Below are 25,564 nucleotides of genomic sequence, written 5' to 3' on the forward strand. Positions count from 1 at the left end.
GCTTCCCGAGCCGTCTGCGCTGCTGGTCGAGCCGTGTCGAAACCCACAACCGGCCACGCCACCCCGAGAACTCGGTTGCCGGGGGCCGTATCGTGACATGCATGTCTTCGCGGCTCCTGCGTCTTGTGGTCCTCTATGGCGGGGTGTCCGCCGAACATGATGTGTCACGGGTCACAGCCGCGCATGTTCTCGCCGCCGCTGACCGGGCCAAATACGACCTGGTCCCCATCGGCATCGCCAAGGACGGCACCTGGCTGCGCAACGACAAGGCCATCGCCGCGATCGCCGACGGCACCCCGCTCCCGGACGTCCTGGAGGTGGCCGGCACCGTCGTCGACCCGCTGACCGAACTCCGCGGACACGCCGACCAGGCGATCACCGTCGTCCTGCCGCTGCTGCACGGTCCGCACGGCGAGGACGGCACCATCCAGGGGATGCTCGAACTGTTCAAGCTGCCCTACGTCGGCGCCGGGGTGCTCTCGTCGGCGGTGTGCATGGACAAGGCAATGGCGAAGATCGTCGCCGCGCAGGCCGGCATCCCGCAGTGCCGCTGGGTCGAGTTCCGCGACGGCGTCGACGACCCGGACACGATCGTCCCGCGGGTCGTCGAGGAGCTGGGGCTCCCGGTGTTCGTCAAGCCCGCGAACCTCGGATCGTCGGTCGGCATCACCAAGGCGCACGACAAGCGTGAGCTGGACGCCGCGATCAACCTGGCCCTGCGCTACGACAACGTGGTGATCATCGAGGAGAACGTCACCGGTCGCGAGATCGAGGTGGCCGTTCTCGGCGACACCGCCCCCGAGACGTCGGTGCCCGGCGAGATCGAACCCGGCAGCGAGTTCTACGACTACGAGGACAAGTACGTCACCGGCGCGGCGAAGCTCGTCATCCCGGCGGTCCTCCCCGACGCCGCGATCGCCGAGGTCAAGGAGCTCGCGGCCCGGACGTTCACGGCGATGCGCTGCACCGGCATGGCCCGTGTGGACTTCTTCTACGAGGCCGACGGTCGCGGCTGGCTGCTCAACGAGGTCAACACCATCCCCGGGTTCACCCCCGGTTCGATGTACCCGAAGCTGTGGGAGGCCACCGGGGTGCCCTACGCCGATCTCATCGACCAGCTCGTCGCCTTCGCGCTCGAGGTCCACCGGCGCCGCGCCGGCTTCTCGACCGAGCACTGAGCCACCCGACGACCGACGCGCGGGTCAAGTCACCCGAACCGGACGTCGAACGGCGGTAGCATCGCACGCGTGACCCACACCCAGGCTGCCCGGTCGCTGCGCGTGCTGGTCTTTTCCGACGATTCGGAGACCCGGGCCCAGGTCATCGGTGCGCTCGGTACCCGGCCGTCCCAGGACATCCCCGAGCTCAGCTTCATCGAAGTCGCCACGGCTCCAATGGTCTTCGCCCAGCTCGACGCCGGCGTGGTCGATGCGGTGATCGCCGACGGCGAGGCCTCCCCGGCCGGCGGGATGGGGATCGCCAAGCAGATGAAGGACGAGCTGGACCCGAGCCCACCGGTGCTCGTACTGCTCGGCCGCGCCGACGACCGGTGGCTCGCCGAATGGTCGCGGGCCGATGCCGTCGCCACTCTCCCGGTCGATCCGATCGCCCTCGCAGAGGCCTTCGTTGAGATGGTCGAGAAACGCCGAACTGCCTGAAACGGGTGACTCCCGCGGGACGACCACCTAGGCTTGTGGTGTAGCTCACAACCGCGTCGGGAGGTTCTGACCGAACCCCTGGCACGGGCAGGACAATCGCCGAGCCGGAATCGCCCACCAGGTGTTTCGGCCGCCCGGAGCGAGGAGGAGTCCACGCTTTGAACGCCTACGTCCCGATCATGATCCTCGGGGCAATCGGCGTGGCGTTTGCCGTTTTCAGCGTCTTCATCGGTATCGCGATCGGCCCGAAACGGTACAACCGCGCCAAACTCGAGGCGTACGAGTGTGGCATCGAGCCGGTCGGCCAGAGTCTCCTGACTCCCGCCTCCCGTCGCGGGGGCGAGGGCCCCACGTTCAGCGGCCCGATCCAGCGGGTGCCGGTCAAGTACTACCTCACCGCGATGCTGTTCATCATCTTCGACATCGAGATCGTCTTCCTCTACCCCTGGGCCGTCGCCTTCGACTCCTTCGGCTGGTTCGGCCTCGCGGCCATGCTCTTGTTCATCGTCAACGTCTCGGTCGCCTACGCCTATGAATGGCGTCGTGGCGGACTGAGCTGGGACTGAGGACTTTTCACCCGGTCACCGTCTGCAAGGAGGTCAGTCATGGGACTCGAGGAACGGCTCCCCAGCGGTTTCCTGCTGAGCACCGTCGAAGATCTCGCCGGCTTCATGCGCAAGGGTTCGCTGTGGCCGGCCACCTTCGGACTCGCCTGCTGCGCAATAGAGATGATGTCCACCACGTCGGGTCGCTACGACCTCGCCCGATTCGGCATGGAGGCCTTCCGTGCGTCTCCGCGGCAGGCCGACCTCATGATCGTCGCCGGCCGCGTCAGCCAGAAGATGGCGCCGGTGCTCCGGCAGATCTACGACCAGATGCCCGAACCCAAATGGGTTCTGGCGATGGGGGTCTGTGCATCGTCCGGCGGGATGTTCAACAACTACGCGATCGTCCAGGGCGTCGACCACGTCGTGCCCGTCGACATCTACCTCCCGGGCTGTCCTCCTCGTCCCGAGATGTTGCTGAACGCGATCCTCAAGCTGCACGAGAAGATCCAGGAGATGCCGCTCGGCGTGAATCGCGAGGAGGCCATCTGGGCAGCGGAACGCGCTGCCCTGCAGGCGACTCCGACCAACGAGATGAAGGGGCTGCTGCGATGACCGACCTGGGCATGCCCGACCCGAAACCGCCCGATCCCGAGGTCATCGGCGTCCGCCACGGACTGTTCGGCGCACCGGGCACCGGCGACACCTCCGGATACGGGGGTCTGATCGATCCGATCACCCTGCCGCCCAGCTCTTCTCGACCCTACGGCAGCTACTTCGACGAGATCGCCGATCTCCTGGAGGCCGAACTCGGCGACTCCTACGACGCCGCGGTCGAGAAAGTGGTCGTCTTCCGCGACGAGATGACCGTCCACGTCGCGCGAGAGCACCTCCCCGCCGTCGCGCTGACCCTCCGCAACGCACCCGGATTGCGCTTCGAACTGTGCCTGGGCGTCAACGGGGTCCACTATCCCGGCGACACCGACCGGGAACTGCACGCCGTCTATCCCCTCGCCTCCCTGACCCACAACCGGCGCCTGCGCCTCGAGGTGTCGGCACCCGACACCGATCCGCACATCCCGAGCCTCTGCGACATCTACCCCACCAACGACTGGCACGAGCGCGAGACCTACGACTTCTTCGGCATCGTCTTCGACGGCCACCGATCACTGACGCGTATCGAGATGCCCGACGACTGGGAAGGCCATCCGCAGCGCAAGGACTATCCGCTCGGCGGAGTGCCCATCGAGTACAAGGGAACCCGCGTCGACCCACCGGACCGGAGGAGGTCGTACAGCTGATGACCGACACAGCCACCGGATCGTCGAAACCCCGTTCCACGACGCCACGCGAGGAGACCCCGACCCGCACCTACACCGTCTCCGGACAGGACTGGGACTCCATCGTCTCCGACGTCCGCACCCGCGCCGAACAGCAACCCGGCGACGAGCGCATCGTCGTGAACATGGGCCCCCAACACCCGTCGACGCACGGCGTGCTGCGGCTCATCCTGGAGATCGAGGGTGAGACGGTCACCGAGGCGCGCTGCGGAATCGGCTACCTGCACACCGGGATCGAGAAGAACCTCGAGTATCGCAACTGGACGCAGGGCGTCACGTTCGTGACCCGGATGGACTATCTGTCACCGTTCTTCAACGAGACCGCCTACTGCCTGGGCGTCGAGAAGCTCCTCGGGATCACCGACGACGTCCCGGAGCGGGCCACCGTCATCCGCGTCATGCTGATGGAGCTGAACCGGATCAGCAGCCACCTCGTGGCCCTGGCCACCGGCGGAATGGAGCTCGGCGCCGTCACCGCGATGTTTCTCGGTTTCCGCGAGCGAGAACTGATCCTCGACCTCTTCGAGCTCATCACCGGCCTGAGGATGAACCACGCCTACATCCGACCCGGCGGCGTCGCGCAGGATCTGCCGCCCGACGGGCCGGAACAGGTCGCCAAGGTCGTCGCCCAGCTACCCGGCCGCCTGGACGAGCTCGGAGATCTGCTGACCGACAACTACATCTGGAAGGCGCGCACTCAGAGCGTCGGTTATCTCGACCTGACGGGCTGCATGGCTCTCGGCATCACCGGACCGGTGCTGCGGTCGACCGGTTATCCGCATGATCTGCGGAAGACGCAGCCGTACTGCGGGTACGAGACCTACGACTTCGACGTCATCACCACCGACACCTGTGACTCCTACGGCCGCTACCTGATCCGCGTCAAGGAGATGCGCGAGTCGATTCGCATCGTCGAACAGTGCCTGGAGAGGCTCCGGCCCGGCCCGGTCATGGTCGCCGATCGCAAACTGGCCTGGCCGGCCGATCTGGCCCTCGGTCCCGACGGTCTCGGCAACTCCCCCGAACACATCGCCAGGATCATGGGGACGTCGATGGAGGCGCTGATCCATCACTTCAAGCTGGTCACCGAGGGCATGCGGGTGCCGGCGGGACAGTGCTACGTCGCGGTCGAGTCCCCACGCGGCGAGCTCGGCGTCCACCTGGTCAGCGACGGCGGCACCCGACCCTATCGGGTCCACTTCCGCGATCCGTCGTTCACGAATCTGCAAGCGGTGGCGGCGATGTGCGAGGGCGGCATGGTCGCCGACGTGATCACGGCCGTCGCCAGTATCGACCCGGTGATGGGAGGCGTGGACCGATGACCGATCCCGTGTTCGTGGAGCTCTCCACCTCACCGCCCACCGAGGACGCCGCGCCGGTCCCCGGCACCCCGGCGCCGACCATCACCTTCGGCGGACCGGCGGCCTACCCGGCCGAGGTCACCGAACGTCTCGCCGAGCAGGCGGCACCGGTCATCGCGCGCTACCCGCAGTCGCGGTCGGCCCTTCTCCCCCTGCTTCATCTCGTGCAGTCCGAGGACGGTTACATCACCCGCGCCGGTATCGAATTCTGTGCCGCACAGCTCGATCTGACCGCCGCCCAGGTCGCGTCGGTGGCCACCTTCTACTCGATGTACCGCCGCTCACCGACCGGTGAATACCTCGTCGGGGTCTGCACCAACACGCTCTGCGCCACCCTCGGCGGCGACGCCATCCTCCGCGCGGTCTGCGACCACCTCGGTGTCCGGCCCGGGGACACCACCGCGGACGAACGCATCACCGTCGAACACGTCGAGTGCAATGCCGCCTGCGATTTCGCGCCGGTGGTGATGGTGAACTGGGAGTTCTTCGACAACCAGACCCCGGAGTCGACGATCGAACTCATCGAGGACCTCCGCGCCGGCGTCTCGGTCGAGCCCGCCCGCGGCACCGGGAGCGTGTGCTCCTTCCGTCGGACCGAGCTCGAGCTCGCCGGGGCCGCGCCCTCGTCGGCCGACCCCCACCTCCCGACGGACCAGGCGACCAGCGAACCTGCGCAACCCGAACCCCCGGACACCCCGGTGCTGTCCCGGCATTGGGACGAACCCGAGTCCTGGTCCCTGACGAACTACCTGCGCCACAACGGATACCGCGGCCTGCGCACCGCGCTCGACACCCCACCCGACGACGTCATCGAGATGGTCAAGGCGTCCGGCCTCCGGGGGCGCGGCGGCGCCGGCTTCCCGGTCGGGATGAAGTGGTCCTTCATCCCGCAGGAGAAGTCACCCGGCGCCGAGCCCTCGATTCCGCACTACCTCGTGGTCAACGCCGACGAATCCGAGCCCGGCACCTGCAAGGACATGCCCCTCATGCTCGCGACGCCGCACACCCTCGTCGAGGGGGTCGTCATCGCCGCGTATGCGATCCGCGCGCACCACGCGTTCATCTACGTCCGCGGGGAGGTCGCCTCGGTCCTGCGCCGTCTGCGTACCGCCGTGCACGAGGCCTATGCCGCAGGCTATCTCGGGAAAGACATCCTGGGCTCGGGCTTCGATCTCGAGCTCGTGGTGCACGCCGGCGCGGGTGCGTACATCTGCGGTGAGGAGACGGCGCTCCTCGACTCACTCGAGGGCCGTCGGGGCCAGCCGCGCCTCCGCCCGCCCTTCCCTGCGGTCGCCGGCCTCTACGCCAGCCCGACCGTGGTCAACAACGTCGAATCGATCGCGAGCGTGCCGGCGATCATCCGGAACGGCGTCGACTGGTTCCGGTCCATGGGCACCGAGAAATCGCCGGGGTTCACTCTGTACTCCCTGTCCGGCCACGTCACTCATCCGGGCCAGTACGAGGCACCTCTCGGAATCACCCTCCGGCAACTGCTCGAACGCGCCGGCGGCGTCCGCGCCGGACACGAACTCAAGTTCTGGACCCCGGGCGGGTCGTCGACGCCGCTGCTGACGCCGGATCACCTCGACGTCCCACTCGACTACGAGGGCGTCGGCGCCGCCGGATCGATGCTGGGCACCAAGGCTCTCCAGATCTTCGACGAGACGACCTGTGTCGTCGGTGCGGTGCTGCGCTGGACCGAGTTCTACGCGCACGAGTCGTGCGGCAAGTGCACGCCGTGCCGGGAGGGCACCTACTGGCTGGTGCAACTGCTCCATCGGCTCGAGCACGAGGGCGGCACCGCCGCCGACCTGGACACTCTCTCCGATGTCACCAACAGCGTCGTCGGAAAGTCGTTCTGCGCGCTCGGCGACGGTGCGGGCAGTCCGATCGTGTCCTCGCTCGAGTACTTCCGCGACGAATACCTCGCCCATCTCGATCACGGTTGCCCGTTCGACCACTCGCTGTCGACCGTCCTGGGTTCCGAGCCGATGGGAGACGCCCGATGACCCTCACACACGGCAGTGATCCGGCGACCCAGGCCGACAACCTGGTCGGCATCACCATCGACGGCGTCGAGCTCCGGGTACCCAAGGGCACCTTGCTGATCCGCGCCGCCGAACAGATCGGCATCACCATCCCCCGCTTCTGCGATCACCCGCTGCTCGACCCGGTCGGCGCCTGCCGCCAGTGCCTCGTCGAGGTCGAGGGTCAGCGAAAGCCCCTGGCATCGTGCACCACCACGGCCACCGACGGAATGGTCGTCCGGACACAGCTCAGTTCGCAGATCGCCGCGGACGCGCAGCGCGGCGTGATGGAGCTGCTGCTGATCAACCATCCGCTCGACTGTCCGGTGTGCGACAAGGGCGGCGAGTGCCCGCTGCAGAACCAGGCCATGTCGGCCGGTCGCAGCGAGTCCCGGTTCGACGGCGTCAAACGCACGTTCACCAAGCCGGTCCCGCTGTCCTCGGAGGTCCTGCTCGACCGGGAGCGATGCGTACTGTGCGCCCGGTGCACGCGGTTCTCCACACAGGTCGCCGGCGATCCACTCATCGAACTGGCGGATCGCGGTGCGCTGCAACAGGTCAGCATCTACTCTGACGAACCCTTCGACTCGTACTTCTCCGGCAACACCGTCCAGATCTGCCCGGTCGGCGCGCTGACCGGCGCTCAATACCGTTTCCGTGCACGGCCCTTCGACCTCGTCTCGACGCCGAGCGTGTGCGAGCACTGCGCGAGCGGATGCGCCCAGCGCACCGATCATCGGCGAGGCAAGGTGCTCCGACGCCTCGCCGGCGACGACCCCGAGGTCAACTCCGAGTGGAACTGCGACAAGGGACGGTGGGCCTTCGCCTATGCGACCAAGGCCGACCGCCTGACGTCTCCGCTGATCCGCGACCGGCACGGCGAACTGCGGGAGGCGTCGTGGGCCGACGCCATCCGCGTTGCCGCCGCGGGACTCTCGACGGCCATCGGCAACGTCGGCGTCCTCGCCGGTGGACGCCTCACCGTGGAGGACGCCTACGCCTACGCACGGTTCGCCCGAACAGTCCTGAAGTCGGACGACATCGACTTCCGTGCCCGTGTGCACAGCACCGAAGAGGCGTCCTTCCTTGCGAGCCGGGTGGCCGGGCGCGGTCTCGACACCACCTACGACGATCTGTCCGCCGCCCCGGCGGTACTCCTCGCGGGTTTCGAACCCGAGGAGGAGTCCCCGATCGTCTTCCTGCGTCTTCGCCGGGCGGTGCGGACGAACCGGCAGCGGGTGGCCACCCTGGCCCCGTTCGCGAGCCGCGGCGCACAGAAGCTCGATGCGCGACTGTTCCCCACCACGCCGGGCGCAGAGACGGAGATCCTCGCCTCCGACGAGGTGACCGACCATCTGCGCGAAGCGGGTTCGGTGATCATTGTCGGGGAGCGACTGGCCGGGGTTCCGGGGGGACTGCGGGCGGTCGCCGACCTCGCTGATCGCACCGGCGCGCGGATCGCCTGGATCCCGCGCCGGGCCGGTGAGCGGGGCGCACTCGAGGTCGGCGCGCTCGCCGGGCTGTTGCCGGGCGGTCGGCCGATCACCGACAGCGCGGCGCGCGGCGCGGTGTCGGAGGTGTGGGGCCCCGGCATCCCGACGCTGCCCGGTCGGGACACCACCGGAATCCTCGATGCGGCCCGCTACCACGGACTCTCGCTGATCGTCGCCGGCGTCGACCTCGATGATCTCCCCGATCCCGCGGCCGCGCAGGACGCACTGGCCGCCGCACCCTTCGTCGTGAGTCTCGAACAGCGGCAGTCGACGGTGACGCCGCATGCCGACGTGGTGTTCCCGGTGGGGACGGTCGCCGAGAAGGAGGGCACGTTCGTCGACTGGGAGGGCCGTCCGCGCAGTTTCACCGCCGCGCTGACCGAGTCGGGACAGATTCCCGACCATCGGGTCCTGGACGCACTCGCACGGCGGCTGGGCGTCGAACTGCGCTGCGATGGACCGCAGACCATCCACATGGACCTGCGCCGCATCGGAGCGTGGTCGGGTGAACGCCCGGCCGTCGTCGCCCATGAGCGTCCCCAACGCGCACCGGAGTCCGGCCAGGCCGTGCTCGCCACGTGGCACATGCTGCTCGACCTGGGGCGTCTGCAGGACGGTGAGCCGCACCTCGCCGGGACCGCACGCCCGCCGGTTGCGCGCATGTCTCCGACGACCGCCGCCGAAGCCGGGGTCGCGGTCGGCGGTCGCGTGCGGATCAGCACCGCCGACGGGGAGATCGCTTTGCCCGTCGAGTATGCCGAGATGCCCGACCGCGTCGTGTGGGTCCCGCTCAACTCTCCCGGCTCGCGAGTGCACGCCGACCTCCGGGCCCGGGCGGGCGATCTCGTCGCGCTGTCGCCGGCCTCGTCGGCGGACGTCGCCGGAGGTGTTCGATGACAACTCTCGCCACCGATTTCCCCGACCTCGCCGACTTCGGCCACGACCCCATCTGGCTCATCGTCGTCAAGGCTGTCGCCGTCTTCGCGTTCCTCGTCGTCAACCCGCTGGTCGCGATCCTGCTCGAGCGCAAGATCATGGCGCGCATGCAGACCCGGATCGGACCCAACCGCGTCGGGCCTCGCGGAATTCTCCAGAGTCTCGCCGACGGTGTGAAACTCGCACTGAAGGAGGGCATCATCCCGTCCGGCGTCGACAGGGTGATCTACCTCCTCGCACCGATCATCGCGGTAGTGCCCGCGGTGATGGCGTTCGCGGTGATCCCGTTCGGGCCGATGGTGTCGGTGTTCGGCCACGAAACCCCGTTGCAGCTCACCGATCTGCCGGTCGGGGTGCTCTACGTCCTCGCCGTGACCTCGGTCGGCGTGTACGGAATCGTGCTGGCCGGTTGGTCATCCGGCTCGACCTATCCCCTTCTCGGCGGACTCCGTTCCACCGCCCAGGTGATCTCCTACGAGATCGCGATGGGACTCACGTTCGCGGCGGTGTTCCTCGATGCCGGGACGATGTCGACCTCGGGAATCGTTGCGGCGCAAGAGCACCACTGGTACTTCCTGCTGTTGCTCCCGTCGTTCGTGATCTATGCGATCTCCATGGTCGGCGAGACCAACCGCGCCCCCTTCGACCTGCCCGAGGCCGAGGGCGAGCTGGTCGGCGGCTTCCACACGGAGTACTCGTCGCTGAAGTTCGCGATGTTCATGCTCGCCGAGTACATCAACATGGTGACGGTCTCGGCCCTGGCCACCACGATGTTCCTGGGGGGTTGGCAGGCGCCGTGGCCGCTGAGCGCCTTCGACTGGGCGAACTCCGGTTGGTGGCCCGTCCTCTGGTTCACCATCAAGGTCTGGGCGTTCCTGTTCGTGTTCATCTGGCTCCGGACCAGCCTGCCGCGGTTGCGTTACGACCAGTTCATGAACCTGGGCTGGAAGGTGCTCATCCCGATCTCGCTGACGTGGGTGATGGTCGTGGCGATCATCCGCGCCTCCATCGGCGGCGACGACGCCGGCCTCATCCGCGCACTCGTCTCTGCGGGCGCCGGTCTCGCGGTGACTGCGCTGATCGCCTACTCGATCTGGCGGATGATGCGGGTACCGGATCTGCCGGAGGCCCCGGCCGAACCGGAGAGCCCGGCCGAGTTCGATCCCATGGCCGGCGGGTTCCCCGTACCGCCCATGCCGTCGACGGATTCCAGATCCCAGCCCGTCCGTATCGATCCCGAAACGCCCCTTCCCGCCGATCAGACGCCGAGCAGGGAGACCACCGATGCCTGATTTCCTCAAGCCGGTCAGTGGATTACGCGTCACCTTCGGTGGCATGTTCCAGCCGAGCATCACCGAGCAGTATCCCGAGGAGAAGCGGCCGACCGCGCCTCGCTATCACGGTCGGCATCAACTCAACCGTCATCCCGACGGCCTGGAGAAGTGCATCGGCTGCGAGCTGTGCGCGTGGGCGTGTCCGGCCGATGCCATCTACGTCGAAGGGGCCGACAACACCCCGGACGAACGGTATTCGCCCGGTGAGCGGTACGGCCGCGTCTATCAGATCAACTATCTGCGTTGCATCGGCTGCGGACTCTGCATCGAAGCCTGTCCGACCCGTGCCCTGACGATGACCAACGACTACGAGCTCGCCGACGACAACCGCGCCGACCTCATCTACGAGAAGGACCGACTGCTGGCGCCACCGGCACCGGGCGTCGAACCACCACCGCACGCCATGGCGCCCGGTTCGACCGAGGAGAACTACTACCGCGGTGAGGTCACCTCCGACGGCCGGGTGACGCCGCTCCCGACACCGACGGTTCGCGAGGGTGCCCGGGAGCCGCGACCATGACGCCCGGGCCGATGACCGCGACCCTGGCCGACGAGGTGATTCGCACCTCGACCGGTGAGGCCGTGCAGTTCTGGGTGCTCGGAGTGATCGCGGTGGCCGGCGCGCTCGGCGTCGTCTTCGCCACCAAGGCCGTGTACTCGGCGATCTTCCTGGCCACCACGATGATCGTCCTCGCGGTCTTCTACGTGGCGCAGGGTGCGCTGTTCCTCGGCGTGGTGCAGGTGGTCGTCTACACCGGCGCGGTGATGATGCTGTTCCTCTTCGTGCTCATGCTCATCGGCGTCGACTCCTCCGACTCTCTGAAAGAAACGCTGCGAGGGCAGCGAGTCGCCGCGATGATCATCGGTGTCGGGTTCGGCGTCCTGCTGATCGCCGGGATAGGCAACGCCACCATCGCGGTCACCACCGGCGCGACCGCCCCCGGCGCGCTGGCCGACGACAGCGACTACGGTATCGAGGCCATCGCCGAGCTCATCTTCGTCCGGTATCTCTGGGCGTTCGAGCTCACCGGGGCACTGCTCATCGCCGCGACCCTCGGCGCGATGGTGCTGGCCCACCGGGAGAAGTTCGGCCCACGCCTCACCCAGAAGGAGCTGTCGCAGGCACGATTCCGCAGCGGCATCAACATCACCCCGCTACCGAGTCCCGGTGTCTACGCCCGGCACAACGCGGTCGACGTCCCGGCACGACTCCCCGACGGCAGTCCCTCCGATCTCTCGGTGAACGCCATCCTGGCCGCCCGCACCCTGCGCCAGAAGAATCCGCAGGCTCCGGAGAACCCGGGTGGGGGTCGATCATGAATCCGGAGAACTACCTCTACCTCTCGGCACTGCTGTTCACCATCGGGGCCGCCGGAGTGCTGCTGCGGCGCAACGCGATCGTCGTGTTCATGTGCATCGAACTCATGCTCAACGCCGCGAATCTCGCCTTTGTCACCTTCGCCCGGATGAACCAGTCCTTCGACGGGCAGGTGATCGCCTTCTTCACGATGGTCGTCGCCGCGGCCGAAGTGGTCGTCGGGCTCGCCATCATCATGACCATCTTCCGATCGCGCCGCTCGGCGTCGGTCGACGACGCGGATCTACTGAAGCGGTAGAGGAGGATTGGTGAACGCCGAACTGACCGCGTCACTGCTCTGGTTGGTCCCCGCGCTCCCGCTCGCCGGTGCGGTGATCCTTCTCCTCGGTGGTCGGACCACCGACCGCTGGGGTCATCTGCTCGGTACCGCCGCTGCGATCGCATCGTTCGTGGTCGGGCTGGTGATGTTCACCGGGATGGTGTCTCGTCCCGCCGACGACCGCGGGGTGACCGACACCCTGTTCAGCTGGGTTCCGGTGGGAGAACTCCAGGTGGACTTCGGTTTCCGCCTGGACCAGTTGTCCATGTGCTTCGTCCTGCTCATCACCGGCGTCGGGTCGCTGATCCACGTCTACTCGATCGGCTACATGGCCGACGACCCCGACCGTCGACGATTCTTCGGCTACCTCAACCTGTTTCTCGCAGCGATGCTCGTCCTCGTCCTCGCCGACAACTATCTCGGCCTGTACCTCGGTTGGGAAGGCGTGGGCCTCGCGTCGTATCTGCTGATCGGCTTCTGGCAGTACAAGCCGACCGCGGCGACCGCGGCCAAGAAGGCCTTCGTGGTCAACCGCGTCGGCGACATCGGGCTGGCCGTCGCACTGATGATCATGTTCGCGACCTTCGGGTCGGTGGCGTTCACCGCGGTCTTCGACGGCGCTCCCCAGGCCGGCGAAGGAACCCTCACCGCACTGGGTTTCGTGCTCCTGCTCGCCGCCTGCGGCAAGTCGGCCCAGGTACCGCTGCAGTCGTGGCTCGGCGACGCCATGGAGGGTCCGACCCCGGTGTCCGCGCTGATCCACGCGGCGACGATGGTGACCGCCGGCGTGTATCTGATCGTGCGCTCCGGCCCCATCTTCGACCTGGCACCCACCGCCCAGGTCGGGGTCGTGGTCGTCGGTGCCGTGACGCTGGTGTTCGGCGCGATCATCGGCTGCGCCAAGGACGACATCAAGAAGGCGCTCGCGGCGTCGACGATGAGCCAGATCGGTTACATGGTGCTCGCCGCCGGACTCGGCCCGGCCGGTTACGCATTCGCGATCCTGCACCTCCTCACCCACGGCTTCTTCAAGGCCGGCCTGTTCCTCGGTGCGGGATCGGTGATGCACGGGATGAACGACGAGACCGACATGCGACGCTACGGCGGGCTGCGCAAACTCATGCCCGTCACCTTTGTGACCTTCGGGGTCGGCTACCTCGCGATCATCGGTGTCCCACCGTTCGCGGGCTTCTACTCCAAGGACCACATCATCGAGGCCGCCTTCGGCGCGGGCGGCGCGAAGGGCCTGGTCCTCGGTGGTGCAGCGCTTCTCGGCGCAGGCATCACCGCGTTCTACATGACCCGCGTGATGCTGCTGACCTTCTTCGGCGAGAAGCGCTGGCACGACGGCACCGATGCCCCCGCACCGCACCCGCACGAGTCCCCCCGGGTGATGACCGGGCCGATGGTCCTGATCGCACTGGGTTCGGTGGCTTCCGGTGGCCTGCTCGCGATCGGCGGTTCGCTCGAGCGCTGGCTCGAACCGGTGGTCGGCCAACACACCGCCCACCACCTGATCCCGGTCTGGGCGATGACCGCGATCATCCTCCTCGTCGTGGCGGTCGGCGTCGCGATCGCCTACCGGCAGTACGCCACCCGGCCGGTTCCCGTCGTCGCACCCGAGGACGTGTCGGTGCTGACCGTCGCAGCACGACGCGATCTGTACGGCGACACGATCAACGAGGAACTACTGATGCGTCCCGGGCAGCGCGTCACCGCGGGCCTGGTCGCCGTGGAATCCGACGGTGTCGACGGGCTGACGAGTGGGGTCGGCGAGACCGTGACCCGCGCATCACGCCGAATACGCGGGTGGCAGAACGGTTATGTACGGTCCTACGCGCTGTCGATGTTCGCCGGGACGACCCTGATCGTCGCACTCGTGATGGCGGTGAACGTGCTGTGAACATCCCCTGGCTGACGATCCTCTGGCTGGCCCCCGCGGTGGGCGCGGCCCTCGTCCTCGCGATTCCCGCGAGCCGTCCCTCGGTGGCCCGCTGGTTCGCCTTCGCGATCACTGTCGGTGTTCTCGTCCTAGCTGTCGGTCTCGCGGTCGGTTTCGATCCTGCCGGGCAGCGATACCAGTTCACCGAGGACGTGAGCTGGATTCCGGCCCTGGGGACCCGATATGCGTTGGGGCTGGACGGAATCGGATTGGTCCTCATCCTGCTGACCGCAGCTCTCCTGCCGTTGCTCCTGCTGGCCGGCTGGCACGACGCCGACTCCGACGGTTCCCTGGACCACTCGGGTGGACGGGCACAAAAGGGCCCGCACATCTATCTCGCGCTGTTCCTCGCGACCGAGGCGATGGTGCTGATGAGCTTCGTCGCCCTGGACATCCTGCTGTTCTACATCTTCTTCGAAGCCATGCTCATCCCGATGTACTTCCTCATCGGCGGCTTCGGCACCGGCCCCAACCGCTCCGGTGCGGCGGTGAAGTTCCTGCTGTACAACCTGTTCGGCGGGCTGCTCCTGCTCGCCGCGGTGATCGGCCTGTACGTCGTGTCCGCACAGAACGGCGTCGGGGCCGATGGCGGCGGGACCTTCGCACTGGGAGACATCGTGGCCGCGGTGTCGAGCGGACAGATCGACGACACCACCGGCCTCGCGAAACTGCTGTTCCTCGGCTTCATGTTCGCGTTCGCGGTGAAAGCCCCGCTCTGGCCGCTGCATTCGTGGCTTCCCGACGCCGCGGTCGCGGCAACCCCGACGTCGGCGGTGCTCATGATGGCCGTGATCGACAAGGTGGGGACCTTCGCGATGCTGCGGTTCTGCCTACAGCTGTTCCCGGATGCGAGCCAGTACTTCGCCCCGCTGATCTGCGGGCTGGCGGTCGTCAGCATCATCTACGGCGCGGTCCTGGCCATCGGGCAGACCGATGTGATGCGTCTGATCGCCTACACGTCCATCTCCCACTTCGGTTTCATCATCCTCGGCATCTTCGTGTTGACCGACCAGGGACAGACCGGGTCGACGCTGTACATGGTCAACCACGGACTCTCCACGGCCGCACTGTTCCTCATCGCGGGGTTCCTGGTGTCGCAGCGGGGCAGTCGCCTCATCGCCGACTACGGCGGTGTCCAGAAGGTCGCCCCGGTCCTGGCCGGGACCTTCCTCGTCGCGGGTCTCGCGACCCTGTCGCTGCCCGGACTCGCCCCGTTCATCAGCGAGTTCCTGGTCCTCATCGGCACATTCACGCGCTACCCGATCGCGGCCGTCCTCGCGTGCTCGGCCTTGGTGCTCTCCGCCATCTACATCCTGTGGACCTACCAGCGGATGATGGGCGGACCGGCCAGGCCCGACGACGAGCGGTCGACGCCGATACGCGACCTCGCCGGCCGCGAGCTGGCCGTCGTCGTCCCGCTTCTCGCCCTGCTCATCGCCCTGGGGGTCTATCCCAAGCCGATGATCGACCTGATCGATCCGGCCGTGCAGAGCACGCTGACGACGGTCGGGGTCACCGATCCCGAACCCGCGGTGGCGGACCCCGCCCATGACCGGCCCGCCGGCTCGACCCCTGTCGCGGAGGCTCACCGATGACCACGTCTCTCGTCGCCCTGAGCACGACGCCGCTGGCCGCGATCGAAGCCCCGAGCGTCGAGTATGCGGCGCTGTCCCCCATGCTGATCGTGTTCAGTGCGGGAGTCATCGGGGTCCTCGTCGAAGCCTTTGCCCCGCGCAGGTTGAGGTACGCACTGCAACTGGCACTTTCGCTGGGCGGCCTCGTCGTCGCTCTCGCCGCGCTGGCCACCGTCACAACCGCACAGACCGCGGACGGCGCGAACGGTCAGTTCGCGATGTCGGGGGCCGTCGTGATGGACCGCCCGACACTGTATCTGCAGGGACTCCTGCTGATCATCGCGATCATCGCGGTGGGTTTCATGGCCGAACGGCGGCTCGAGCGGGTCGTCGCGCCGGTCACCATGCGTACTCTCGCCGGCGCCGAGGTCGGCGACGATCAGTCCGGCAGGACAGGTCTGAACGGCGGTGGAGTAGACGCGGACATGTTCACGCCGTCCGGTGCGTCGGTGCCCAACACCGACGCCGAGTTCGAGGCGACCCGTGCCGGGGCCGTGACGACCGAGGTGTTCCCGCTGGCCCTTCTCGCGGTCGGCGGCATGATGCTGTTCCCCGCCTGCGGCGATCTGCTCACCATGTTCATTGCGCTGGAGGTCTTCTCGCTGCCGCTCTACCTGCTGTGCGGACTGGCGCGGCGTCGTCGGCTCATCTCGCAGGAGGCGTCGCTCAAGTACTTCCTGCTGGGCGCCTTCTCGTCGGCCTTCTTCCTGTTCGGTGCGGCATTCGTCTACGGCGCGACCGGCTCGCTGAACCTGTCGACGATCGGAGCGTCGCTCACCGATGTCGCCGGTACCGGCGGCGACACCACGCTGGCGCTGATCGGGCTCGCGATGCTGGCCGTCGGGCTGTTGTTCAAAGTCGGTGCGGTTCCGTTCCATTCCTGGATTCCCGACGTCTACCAGGGCGCCCCGACCCCGGTCACCGCGTTCATGGCATCGGCGACCAAGGTCGCCGCATTCGGTGCGCTACTGCGCGTCTTCTACGTCGGTTTCGGTGCGCTGCGCGATCAATGGGAGCCGGCGCTGTGGGCAGTGGCGATAGCGTCGATGGTCATCGCGTCGGTGATGGCGGTGACCCAGAACGACATCAAGCGCATGCTCGCCTACTCGTCGATCGCGCACGCCGGTTTCATCCTGCTCGGCCTGATCGCCTTCGACGACGCCGGTCTCGGCGCAACGCTCTTCTACCTGGCGGCCTACGCGTTCACGACGCTCGGCGCCTTCCCCATGGTGGCGGTGATCCGCGAACCCGACTGTGACACGACAACTTCGGACACCAGCACTTCGGCACGCACGGCCGCGATCCACGGCACCGCGGCGACGGTCCGCAACCCGCACTTGTCCGGCCGCGAGGCCACCGACCTCACCCAGTGGTCGGGTCTCGGCCGTCGGTACCCCTTGGTCGGCGCCATGTTCGCGGTCTACCTGCTGTCCTTCGCGGGCATCCCGCTGACAAGCGGTTTCATCGCCAAATTCGACGTCTTCGCCGCAGTCGCCGGCAACGGCGGCGGAGTCCTGGTGGTCATCGGCGTCATCAGCAGCGCGATCGCCGCCTACGTCTACATCCGCATCATCGTCGCCATGTTCTTCGACGACGTCCCCACCCACGACGCACCGCACGTCGTGAAGCCGAGCATCCTCACCACCACGGGCATCGCGATCTGCACCCTGGCCACCGTCGTACTCGGCATCTTCCCGCAACCGCTGCTCGACCTCGCCGACGCGGCCGCGACGTTCCTGCGCTGACCGTCGCAGCCTCTCCCCTTTTCCGTATACCCGCCCCCGCTCGACGGGGTGGGTATACGGAAAAGGGGTGGGTTGCGAGGCCGGTCGACGCCGCCGTGCCATCCTGGAACCCGTGGATCTCGTCAGGCACCTGCGGTTCTTCGTCGCCGTCGCCGAGGAAGGCCACTTCGGGGACGCGGCTGCTCGGCTGGAGATGACGCAGCCACCGGTGTCGCAGGGGCTGAGACGCCTGGAGAAGGAGCTCGGGGTCCAGCTGATCCGACGCACCTCCCGCGGCGCCGAACTCACCGACGCGGGCCGCGACCTGCTGCCCCGCGCACGTCTTCTCATCGACGACGCAGCGCGGTTCCTCGGTGAAGCCCGACACCTTCACGACGGATCCGAGGTGCTGCGTTGGGGTGCAGTGCCTCTCGCCGGTGCCGCGGCGATTGCGGCAGTCGCACAACGTCTCGGTGACGTGTCCTCCGGCCAGGAGATGCTGAGCGCAACTGCGGTGAGTCTGGTCGAGCAGGTATCCGCGGGCACGCTCGACCTCGCGATCGTCGACGCTCCCTGTGTCACTGGCACTCTCACCACCGGTCCGATCGTCGGGTTTCGGCGCCACGTGGTCGTACCCGCAAACCATCCGGTGACCACCACGGTGCGTCCGCGGTTGCGACAACTGGCCGGACTCGACCTCTGCCACCAATCGCGCGCGGCGAATCCACCCGCACATGATCAGCTGATCGACCGCCTCCGCGAATCCGGGCTCGATCCACGCATTCTGCCCATCTCGTCGTCCGAACACCTGGTGGCCGCCGTCGCCGGCAGCGGAGCCTTCGGTCTGACCGCCGACGCGCAACGCCTTGCATCGCTGGACTCCATAAGCTGCCTGCCCATCGGGCGTGACGCAACAGCACTGCGACTCCGCGTCGTCTACCGGGAGTCTGCGCTCGGCGAGGTGGCCGACGTGGCGACGGCCGCACTGTGGAAGATCAGCAAGGCGACCGGGTGACCGTCGGCCCGGGTGAGCTGCCTGCCCACGTGAGAGATCGGATCGACCGCAACGTCGCCGAGATCCTCGCCGACGCCGGCTGTTCCGGCTGGCTTCATGCGACGACGATCGGCTCGCCCCAGATCAGCTACTCCTACGACGCCGACGCACCGGTCGTTCTGGCATCGGTCTACAAGCTCGCTGTCCTGATCTCGTTGTGCCGCAGCGCAGATCGCGGAGAGATCGACCTGACCTCGCCGGTGACCGTCGATCCCACCCGGTGGGCGCAGGGACCGACGGGCCTGGCCGCGCTGCGCGACCCGATCACCCTGAGCCGACGCGATCTCGCCACCTCGATGATGACCGTCTCCGACAACGTGGCCGCCGACGTCCTCCTCGACGAGATCGGGCTCGACCGCGTCCGAGAGGACCTCATCGGCCTCGGTGCCACGAGCACGCGCATCGTCGGAGGGGTCGCAGAACTGCACGAAAGACTCCAGCGCGAGACCGGAACGAGCACGGTGGCAGAGGCTTTCGCCGCACTCGCCGACCCGGACAGCGACACCACGGTGAGCGCCTACGACGCCGCCTACTCGAGCTCGTCGACGCCCCGTGACTGCACGACGCTGTTGTCCGCGGTCTGGACCGATCGGGCGGCGTCGTCGGTGATGTGCGCGTTCATCAGGGATACGATGCGCCGCCAGGTCTTCACCGCCCGCCTGGCGTCGGGATTCCCCTTCCGGCGGGTCACCGTGGCGGGCAAGACCGGGACCCTGGTCGCGATCCGCAACGAGATCGGCGTCGTCGAGTTCCCCGGAGAGCTGCCGGTCGCGGTCGCCGTCTTCACCATGAGCGCCCGATCTGAGCCCTCTCTGCCGCAGGTCGACCGGGCCATCGGCGAGGTGGCCCGGACGGTCGTGACCGAGCTCCGCATTCCGGGTGAATGACCAGTCGACCTGGCCCGATAGCGGATCGCTATCGGGCCATCGCGCGTCCTGACTTTGCGTGGACGCCCCGGGGTCGGTTGTCTGGCCTCATGCGTCGGTGGCTGGTCGTCCTCAGTGTTCTAACCGTGCTGGTCGGCACGTTGTCCGGGTGTTTCCTGTCCCAGGACTCGCCGGACGACACCCTGCAGTCGTTTGCAGAGGCACTCCAGCGGGGCGACGTCGAGGCTGCCGCCGGACTCACCGACGACCCGGCCGCCGCGCGTACGACCATCAGGTCGATCTTCGATGGCATGGGCTCCACCCCGAAGCTGTCGGTCACCCCCGACCTCGTCGATGACAAGAAGGTCACCGGGACTCTCGACCACCAGTGGCAGATCCGGAACGGGAACACCGCCTATCAGACGTCGGTCGTCCTCACCGAGACCGATTCGGGCTGGCGTGTGCGGTGGCAGCCCTCCGTGATGCACCGGCAGCTCCGCGACGGACAATCCTTCTCCTACAGCGACGACCGCGCCTACCGCACCCCCGTACTCGACACCAACGCCCGCCCGCTGATGACATGGCAAGCCGTGACGCTGATCGATCTCGAACGGGCACAGCTCGCGTCGGCCGGTCAACTGGCGCGCGCGCTCCGGCCGATCGAACCGTCGATCACCACGGCAACCATCCGAAAACTGTTCGACGGCAACAAAGCCCCGAGCCAGACCGTGATCAGGTTGCGCGACAGCGATCTCGAACGTGTCCAGCGCAGCATCAGGTCGATCGCCGGCATCACGACCACCGAGCAGGGCGCGCTCCTCAGTGCCACCAAAGCTCTCCACTCCCCCGCGATGGCCGGCCTCGAGGACATCTGGCGAAGCGCGATCGACGCCACGGCCGGCTGGTCGATCCAGATCGTCGACAAGGACGGCGCACCAACGCATCTCGTTGACTCAGCTCAACCTGGCGAGACGTCTCCGGTTCGCACCTCGCTCGATCGCGACATCCAGGCCCAGGCGCAGCGGGCCGTCGACCGGGAACGACGCCCCGCGATGATCGTCGCGATCACCCCCTCGACCGGCGGAATCGTCGCCGTCGCCCAGAACGACACCGCGGACCGCTCCGGCGCAGTCTCCCTGACCGGGTTGTATCCGCCGGGCTCGACCTTCAAGACCATCACCACCGCCGCAGCCCTGGCGTCCGGCGGGGTGCAGCCGACATCGCAGGTCCCGTGTCCGGGACGGACGACGATCGAGGGGAGGACGATCCCCAACGAGGACGAATTCGATCTCGGAACCGTCCCTCTACCAACGGCTTTCTCGCGCTCCTGCAACACCTCCATGGGTGCGCTCGCAAACAAGCTCCCCGCCGACGCGTTGACCTCGATGGCCCGCAGGTTCGGCATCGGCGCCGACTACACCGTTCCGGGCCTGACCACCGTGACCGGTTCCGTACCGAACGCCGACACCCCCGCCCTGCGCGTCGAGAACGGCATCGGCCAGGGCACAGTCACCGTCAGCCCGTTCGGCCTGGCACTGGCCGAGGCGAGTCTCGCGCGAGGTGAGACCGTCACCCCGACGCTGGTCGAGGGACGAGGAACCACCGGCGACACCGAACCCCAGCCGATTCCCGACGATGTGGTGCGCGCGCTGCGAAGCATGATGCGCGACACCGTCACCCGCGGAACCGCCACCGCGCTGCAGGACATCCCTGGCCTGGGCGGCAAGACCGGGACGGCTGAGTACGGCGACAACAAGAACCCGCACGGCTGGTTTGCCGGCATCGTCGGCGACCTCGCCTTCGCGACGCTGGTCGTCGGCGGCGGATCGTCGGCGCCCGCAGTTCAGGTCAGCGGCGAGTTCCTGCGGCCGCTGAGCAACTAGTTCAGCTTCTTCCTTGACCGATGCATCCCGATCGGTTCAGATGAACACATGAGCGACGAACTGTTCGAACACGAGACCAAGACCACGCTGACCCGCGAAGAGGCGGCGCAGCGGCTTCACGACCTCGCCGACGCGATCGCCCGGCACAACGAGGTGTCGTACGTCGAGAACAACAAGACCGTGCGTATCGACATCCCGGCGCAGGTGAAGCTGAAGGTCGAGTTCGAGCGCGGCGAGGACAAATCCGAGATCGAGATCGAGATCTCCTGGTAGTTGGATCTACAGGAACCAAGACGCGGGCCGGTGACGGGTTGTCACCGGCCCGCGTCTTTGTCAGATCTGGCCGAGCTTCTCCATCACATCGAGGGCGACGTTCGACGTCTGGAACAGAGCATTGATCCCGGCCACGGTCACGCCGCGGGTTGCCGGATTCTGCAAGCCGAAACTGTTGACGAGTGCAGCGGTCCGGGTCGACTGGAAGAGGAGCGTCGTGGCCTGGCTGTCGCCGATCAGGTCGCCGACGAACCATGCGGTGAAGAGCGGCCCGAGGTCGACACCGTAGGTGCGCTTGACGTCCTTGACGATTGCCGGTGTGGCGTCGACCAGCGCACCGCCGAAGGTGTAGAAGTCCCGGGTGTGGCCGACGGTCGTGTCGATGTTCTCCAGCGCGTACGGGAAGTCGACGAGGAGATGGGCGAGGATCTGCCCGAGCAGGACCCGTCCCGGGCTGCGGTCGCACGCGGTGGTCAGAGCGAACGCCTGCGCCCACTGCGCCTGCGGCTTGCCGCCGATGACGTACTCGTGGAGGTTCCCGACGTAGAGGCGGACGACCTCCACCGCGAGATCCGAAGCCCACTCCGGGTGCTCGTAGATTCCGGACTCGATGCTGGGTCCGACGAGCTCGAGGATGTTGTCGAAGGCGATCGGGAACGTGCCGAGATAGTTGTTCGCCTTGCTGAGCTCACTACGCAGGTCGCTGATCGTGGAGCGTGCATCGTCAAGGTCTTGATCTCGGACGGATCGGTCAGTTCCGAGAGCCGCTGCGTCGTCTCAGGGGTCGAGGCGGGGGCACAGCGACTTGCGGGAGCAGCGTTCGCCGCCGGGGCCAGTACTCCGGCACCACCGACGAGGACAGCGACTGCTGCGAGGCCCGCACAGAGGGCGCGTCTGGCATTCATGCCGACGGAGCGTAAGGAGCTTCTCAACCGAACCGAACGGCTGTGAAGCCGGTGGACTCAAATCTTCTCGCCTTAGGTAACCAGGTCCCGGCACCCACACGCCATAAGTCCACTTATCCTCGGGACCAAAGTCCCATAGGGCGCGCGATCTCGTGCCAAACTGGGGCAAACGTCCTGGTCGGCGGCTTCTGTTTGCCTTGTCGAAGGCCGTCGTTCACCGCTGCCATCGTCTGTACGGGTCGGTTAGGCGATGCCGAGTTGTCGGGCGACCTGGGGTCCGCCGACCTCCCGCACGAACTCGGGATCACCGCAGACCACCAACTCATCACGGGCCCGCGACAATCCGACGTAGAGGCGTTCGCGAGACCGGTCCCACGCCTTCGTCTCGTTGAGCGCCAGCACCACGACGCGCCGTTCCAGCCCCTTGAACCCGAGGACGTGACCGTAGAAGACCTGCTCGCCGTCCCAGAACGACTCCCAGTACTCCTTGGTGCCCTCGGCCTGGCGCGCCTTCTGTTCGGCGTGGCGACTCCCGGTGGTCAGCAGCGCGATGTCCTCGGGACGCCATCCCTTGTCGAGCAACGGGTCGATCTGGTCGTCGGCGACGTCGACCGCCTCTGCTGCCGTACACGGCACGAAGGTCACCGCCGGACCATCACCGCCGTGTAACTGCATTCGCTGTCCGACAAGCGGTTTGAAGGTCTCGGCGATCTGTTTGGTGTTACGCAGATTATGGTCGAGGACCAGCGGCACCAGGTCCACCGGCGGCGATCCCTGCCGGGCGAAGACACGTTGCGCCTCGTCGCTGAACACGTAGATGCCGCCGGACTCGGTGTCACGCAGGCACGCGAGCATCGGTTTCCACCAGTCGTCGGCGAAGTCCTGTGCCTCGTCGACGACGATCGAGTCGAAGCGCTTCCCCGGCGGGAGTTCCTGTGCGAGTTCGTCCATCAGTTGCGGCAACGTGTGTTCCCAGAAGTCCTGCGCCGCTTGGGTTCGTTCCTGTTCGTCGGGGCCGGTGGGAGCACCCCATTCGATGCCCAGCTCGTGGAACTCGCCGACGTACGCGGGCCGTTCCTTGTGTTTCCACGTGCCGGTGAGTCGACGGAGGAACGACGCCAGCCCGTGTGAGTAGCAGACGAGGGCAACCCTCTGCCCGTCCTTCGCAAGGCGTCGTGCCTGTTCGACGGCAAGGAATGTCTTCCCGCTGCCGGCACCGCCACGCACCTCGACGCGATTGAGCTGATGGATCGCACGGAGGATCACCGCCTGGTGGGAGGTGAGCGTGTCGGCGACGCTCTCGTTCTCCAGAGCACGGGCGACAACATCTCGTTGCGGTAAACCCCTGCCGCTCAGCGCGAGTCGAAGTCGACCGATCCCCTCGGCATCGATCCCGGGAACCTCGACGTCCTTCTTCAGCGAAACGTTCCGGATCAGGGGCATGAGCTGGTGGAGTTGGGTGCGGTCGACGACCTTCCATCGCGGGCACTCGGGAAGTGCGAAGGTCGGATCCACCTTCGAATGCGGAAACACCACCACGTGATCCCATCGCACCCGCCCCTGCGTCCACCGGGGATCGTGTTCGACGAACTCACGCAGCGCGTAACAGCCGTCCCTGACCTGTGCGACCGGGTCGATCCGCTTCGGGGCCTGCCCGGAACGCTCCTGCCACCACGACTCCCCGTCGTGCCACACCGCGCCGCCCTTGACCTCGACACACACGACCCCGGCGCCCTCGATCGCGACGACGAAGTCGATCTCGTGATCCTTCGAGTGGTCGGTGACCCGCTGCCCTACGACGAGCAGGTCCTCGTCCAGGAGCTGCTCGTTCAGCGCGTTGAAGACGACTTCCTCGCTCGCCGCCGCGAACCGCGGGTTCTCGGGGATCACGCTCGGCATGGCGGGATCTTTCTTCCCAAGCCCCACCAGGGGTGTCGTCCGTAGTCACTGGTCAACCTCGTGTCGTCGGTAGCCGGCCTTGCCGCAGGCTACCGCGCGGTCGCGACATGCCCGCCGCACGACCGGCAGGCAGATCTCGATTCCTTCGTTCGAACCAACTGAACGCATAGGTGGGCGCGGGTGCCCCTACGCGCCCAATCGTTCGGGGAGCGCCAGGCCGTTCGCTCCGCCGTGAAGATCGGCGAACCGAACAACTGCTGACCGGCCGGGCCGATCATCATGCTCCGGTTGCGGACCGCCGCCAAGACTTCGGCTCAGGATGACGCTGACTGGTGATCGCGGCGTCGTCGCCGGATAGCTTCGGCGAAGATCGACATTCTTCCCGAAGGAGCACCATGACCGAGACCGCCACCCGCCTCAACGACGTCGACATCGCAGCTGTCGGTCAGCTCGTCGAAGCCATCCGGGCCGACGACACCAAGGCTCAGACGACCTGGGCTGCTCACGTCCAGTGGAATGGCGCGTTCGCTTCCGAAGCCCGTGTCCGCAACTTCTCGCCGGTGGCATCCGACGAGCCGGCCGCGCTGGGCGGCGGCGACACGGCACCCAACCCGGTCGAGCAGCTCCTCGGTGCGCTCGGCAACTGCCTCGCGGTCGGTTACGCCGCCAACGCCACGGTGGCCGGCGTCGAACTGAAGGATCTCCGCATCGACCTCAAGGGCGACATCGACCTTCGCGTCTTCCTCGGCCTCGCCGACGGTCACGCCGGTTTCAACTCGATCACCGCGAACGTCACCATCGACTCCGACGCCCCGCGCGAGAAGCTCGACGAACTGCACGCAAAGGTTCAGGCGAGCTCTCCCGTCGGCCATACCCTCGGCAGCGCAGTGCCGGTCGAGATCGTCTTGAGCTAGTTCCCGCGGCCTCGGGCTCGGCGACCGCTCGGCCGGGACCTGAAAGACGTTCGGCGAGCGCGCTTCTGCGTGTTCGCCGACCGTTCCTTTGAGTGGCTTCCAGATCACGTTGCGATCGGTGCCGCTTTCCGCGACAAGA

General features: G+C 67.2%; 22 protein-coding genes. 20 read left to right on the forward strand and 2 right to left on the reverse strand.

What is annotated here, in order from left to right:
• Positions 1 to 101 precede the first annotated feature (101 nt).
• The 19 genes from C5O27_RS03125 to C5O27_RS03215 all read left to right on the forward strand — a co-directional run bounded on the left by C5O27_RS03125 (position 102) and on the right by C5O27_RS03215 (position 21,707).
• Positions 102 to 1,178 carry a D-alanine--D-alanine ligase family protein gene (locus C5O27_RS03125; protein WP_006358938.1) on the forward strand — a complete coding sequence of 359 codons (1,077 nt, stop codon included), beginning with the start codon at positions 102 to 104 and terminating at the stop codon, positions 1,176 to 1,178.
• Positions 1,179 to 1,247: 69 nt separating this feature from the next.
• The gene (locus C5O27_RS03130) at positions 1,248 to 1,658 is read left to right on the forward strand and encodes a hypothetical protein (RefSeq protein WP_127961883.1); all 411 of its coding nucleotides are present in this window, start codon (positions 1,248 to 1,250) and stop codon (positions 1,656 to 1,658) included.
• Between the two features lie 158 nt (positions 1,659 to 1,816).
• Entirely contained in the window at positions 1,817 to 2,224 is a 408-nt protein-coding gene (locus C5O27_RS03135) for an NADH-quinone oxidoreductase subunit A (protein ID WP_006358936.1), read from the forward strand.
• A 39-nt stretch (positions 2,225 to 2,263) separates the two neighbouring features.
• Positions 2,264 to 2,818 (forward strand): NuoB/complex I 20 kDa subunit family protein, encoded by a 555-nt coding sequence (locus tag C5O27_RS03140; RefSeq protein WP_127961884.1) that lies wholly within the window; start codon positions 2,264 to 2,266, stop codon positions 2,816 to 2,818.
• A complete protein-coding gene (locus C5O27_RS03145; protein ID WP_006358934.1) occupies positions 2,815 to 3,504 on the forward strand; it encodes an NADH-quinone oxidoreductase subunit C in 690 nt (229 codons plus the stop codon). Before C5O27_RS03140 ends, C5O27_RS03145 begins: the two co-directional genes overlap by 4 nt.
• Positions 3,504 to 4,865: an NADH dehydrogenase (quinone) subunit D gene (gene nuoD, locus C5O27_RS03150; protein WP_075863547.1), complete on the forward strand. Its 1,362-nt coding sequence runs from the start codon at positions 3,504 to 3,506 to the stop codon at positions 4,863 to 4,865. Before C5O27_RS03145 ends, nuoD begins: the two co-directional genes overlap by 1 nt.
• Positions 4,862 to 6,913 carry an NADH-quinone oxidoreductase subunit NuoF gene (gene nuoF, locus C5O27_RS03155; RefSeq protein WP_127961885.1) on the forward strand — a complete coding sequence of 684 codons (2,052 nt, stop codon included), beginning with the start codon at positions 4,862 to 4,864 and terminating at the stop codon, positions 6,911 to 6,913. The genes nuoD and nuoF overlap by 4 nt, the downstream gene beginning before the upstream one ends.
• Positions 6,910 to 9,321 carry an NADH-quinone oxidoreductase subunit G gene (locus C5O27_RS03160; protein ID WP_127961886.1) on the forward strand — a complete coding sequence of 804 codons (2,412 nt, stop codon included), beginning with the start codon at positions 6,910 to 6,912 and terminating at the stop codon, positions 9,319 to 9,321. The genes nuoF and C5O27_RS03160 overlap by 4 nt, the downstream gene beginning before the upstream one ends.
• Positions 9,318 to 10,652, forward strand: coding sequence for an NADH-quinone oxidoreductase subunit NuoH (gene nuoH, locus C5O27_RS03165; protein WP_127961887.1), 1,335 nt, complete (start codon positions 9,318 to 9,320; stop codon positions 10,650 to 10,652). Before C5O27_RS03160 ends, nuoH begins: the two co-directional genes overlap by 4 nt.
• A complete protein-coding gene (gene nuoI, locus C5O27_RS03170; protein ID WP_127961888.1) occupies positions 10,645 to 11,214 on the forward strand; it encodes an NADH-quinone oxidoreductase subunit NuoI in 570 nt (189 codons plus the stop codon). Before nuoH ends, nuoI begins: the two co-directional genes overlap by 8 nt.
• Positions 11,211 to 12,014: an NADH-quinone oxidoreductase subunit J gene (locus C5O27_RS03175; RefSeq protein WP_241549224.1), complete on the forward strand. Its 804-nt coding sequence runs from the start codon at positions 11,211 to 11,213 to the stop codon at positions 12,012 to 12,014. Before nuoI ends, C5O27_RS03175 begins: the two co-directional genes overlap by 4 nt.
• Complete coding sequence (nuoK, locus tag C5O27_RS03180; RefSeq protein WP_005200546.1) at positions 12,011 to 12,310, forward strand: NADH-quinone oxidoreductase subunit NuoK; 300 nt, start codon at positions 12,011 to 12,013, stop codon at positions 12,308 to 12,310. Before C5O27_RS03175 ends, nuoK begins: the two co-directional genes overlap by 4 nt.
• A 10-nt stretch (positions 12,311 to 12,320) precedes the next feature.
• Complete coding sequence (nuoL, locus tag C5O27_RS03185; RefSeq protein WP_127961889.1) at positions 12,321 to 14,234, forward strand: NADH-quinone oxidoreductase subunit L; 1,914 nt, start codon at positions 12,321 to 12,323, stop codon at positions 14,232 to 14,234.
• Complete coding sequence (locus C5O27_RS03190; protein ID WP_127961890.1) at positions 14,231 to 15,868, forward strand: NADH-quinone oxidoreductase subunit M; 1,638 nt, start codon at positions 14,231 to 14,233, stop codon at positions 15,866 to 15,868. The genes nuoL and C5O27_RS03190 overlap by 4 nt, the downstream gene beginning before the upstream one ends.
• Entirely contained in the window at positions 15,865 to 17,652 is a 1,788-nt protein-coding gene (gene nuoN / locus C5O27_RS03195) for an NADH-quinone oxidoreductase subunit NuoN (protein ID WP_006358924.1), read from the forward strand. Before C5O27_RS03190 ends, nuoN begins: the two co-directional genes overlap by 4 nt.
• A 112-nt stretch (positions 17,653 to 17,764) precedes the next feature.
• Positions 17,765 to 18,646: a LysR family transcriptional regulator gene (locus C5O27_RS03200; protein ID WP_127961891.1), complete on the forward strand. Its 882-nt coding sequence runs from the start codon at positions 17,765 to 17,767 to the stop codon at positions 18,644 to 18,646.
• A complete protein-coding gene (locus C5O27_RS03205; RefSeq protein ID WP_127961892.1) occupies positions 18,643 to 19,572 on the forward strand; it encodes a serine hydrolase in 930 nt (309 codons plus the stop codon). The genes C5O27_RS03200 and C5O27_RS03205 overlap by 4 nt, the downstream gene beginning before the upstream one ends.
• A gap of 89 nt (positions 19,573 to 19,661) precedes the next feature.
• Entirely contained in the window at positions 19,662 to 21,434 is a 1,773-nt protein-coding gene (locus C5O27_RS03210) for a penicillin-binding transpeptidase domain-containing protein (RefSeq protein ID WP_127961893.1), read from the forward strand.
• A gap of 48 nt (positions 21,435 to 21,482) precedes the next feature.
• Positions 21,483 to 21,707: an amphi-Trp domain-containing protein gene (locus C5O27_RS03215; protein WP_006358920.1), complete on the forward strand. Its 225-nt coding sequence runs from the start codon at positions 21,483 to 21,485 to the stop codon at positions 21,705 to 21,707.
• 60 nt (positions 21,708 to 21,767) lie between these two features.
• On the opposite strand, the gene C5O27_RS03220 is transcribed toward C5O27_RS03215, so the two are convergent.
• The gene (locus C5O27_RS03220; RefSeq protein ID WP_341867536.1) at positions 21,768 to 22,415 is read right to left on the reverse strand and encodes a DUF5995 family protein; all 648 of its coding nucleotides are present in this window, start codon (positions 22,413 to 22,415) and stop codon (positions 21,768 to 21,770) included.
• 440 nt (positions 22,416 to 22,855) lie between these two features.
• Positions 22,856 to 24,511 (reverse strand): nuclease-related domain-containing DEAD/DEAH box helicase, encoded by a 1,656-nt coding sequence (locus tag C5O27_RS03225; protein ID WP_127961894.1) that lies wholly within the window; start codon positions 24,509 to 24,511, stop codon positions 22,856 to 22,858.
• A 395-nt stretch (positions 24,512 to 24,906) separates the two neighbouring features.
• Here C5O27_RS03225 and C5O27_RS03230 point away from each other — a divergent pair, with 395 nt between their 5' ends.
• Positions 24,907 to 25,425 (forward strand): OsmC family protein, encoded by a 519-nt coding sequence (locus C5O27_RS03230; protein ID WP_127961895.1) that lies wholly within the window; start codon positions 24,907 to 24,909, stop codon positions 25,423 to 25,425.
• Positions 25,426 to 25,564: the final 139 nt, after the last annotated feature.

It is taken from the genome of Gordonia alkanivorans (genome assembly GCF_004011905.1).
Taxonomy (GTDB): domain Bacteria; phylum Actinomycetota; class Actinomycetes; order Mycobacteriales; family Mycobacteriaceae; genus Gordonia; species Gordonia alkanivorans.

What these genes read in the sequence shown, in the direction of transcription:
- C5O27_RS03125 (WP_006358938.1), top strand. Translation starts at nt 102, where the DNA reads ATGTCTTCGCGGCTCCTGCGTCTTGTGGTCCTCTATGGCGGGGTGTCC.
- C5O27_RS03140 (WP_127961884.1), top strand. Translation starts at nt 2,264, where the DNA reads ATGGGACTCGAGGAACGGCTCCCCAGCGGTTTCCTGCTGAGCACCGTC.
- C5O27_RS03145 (WP_006358934.1), top strand. Translation starts at nt 2,815, where the DNA reads ATGACCGACCTGGGCATGCCCGACCCGAAACCGCCCGATCCCGAGGTC.
- nuoD (WP_075863547.1), top strand. Translation starts at nt 3,504, where the DNA reads ATGACCGACACAGCCACCGGATCGTCGAAACCCCGTTCCACGACGCCA.
- nuoF (WP_127961885.1), top strand. Translation starts at nt 4,862, where the DNA reads ATGACCGATCCCGTGTTCGTGGAGCTCTCCACCTCACCGCCCACCGAG.
- C5O27_RS03160 (WP_127961886.1), top strand. Translation starts at nt 6,910, where the DNA reads ATGACCCTCACACACGGCAGTGATCCGGCGACCCAGGCCGACAACCTG.
- nuoH (WP_127961887.1), top strand. Translation starts at nt 9,318, where the DNA reads ATGACAACTCTCGCCACCGATTTCCCCGACCTCGCCGACTTCGGCCAC.
- nuoI (WP_127961888.1), top strand. Translation starts at nt 10,645, where the DNA reads ATGCCTGATTTCCTCAAGCCGGTCAGTGGATTACGCGTCACCTTCGGT.
- C5O27_RS03175 (WP_241549224.1), top strand. Translation starts at nt 11,211, where the DNA reads ATGACGCCCGGGCCGATGACCGCGACCCTGGCCGACGAGGTGATTCGC.
- nuoK (WP_005200546.1), top strand. Translation starts at nt 12,011, where the DNA reads ATGAATCCGGAGAACTACCTCTACCTCTCGGCACTGCTGTTCACCATC.
- nuoN (WP_006358924.1), top strand. Translation starts at nt 15,865, where the DNA reads ATGACCACGTCTCTCGTCGCCCTGAGCACGACGCCGCTGGCCGCGATC.
- C5O27_RS03210 (WP_127961893.1), top strand. Translation starts at nt 19,662, where the DNA reads ATGCGTCGGTGGCTGGTCGTCCTCAGTGTTCTAACCGTGCTGGTCGGC.
- C5O27_RS03215 (WP_006358920.1), top strand. Translation starts at nt 21,483, where the DNA reads ATGAGCGACGAACTGTTCGAACACGAGACCAAGACCACGCTGACCCGC.
- C5O27_RS03225 (WP_127961894.1), bottom strand. Translation starts at nt 24,511, where the DNA reads ATGCCGAGCGTGATCCCCGAGAACCCGCGGTTCGCGGCGGCGAGCGAG.
- C5O27_RS03230 (WP_127961895.1), top strand. Translation starts at nt 24,907, where the DNA reads ATGACCGAGACCGCCACCCGCCTCAACGACGTCGACATCGCAGCTGTC.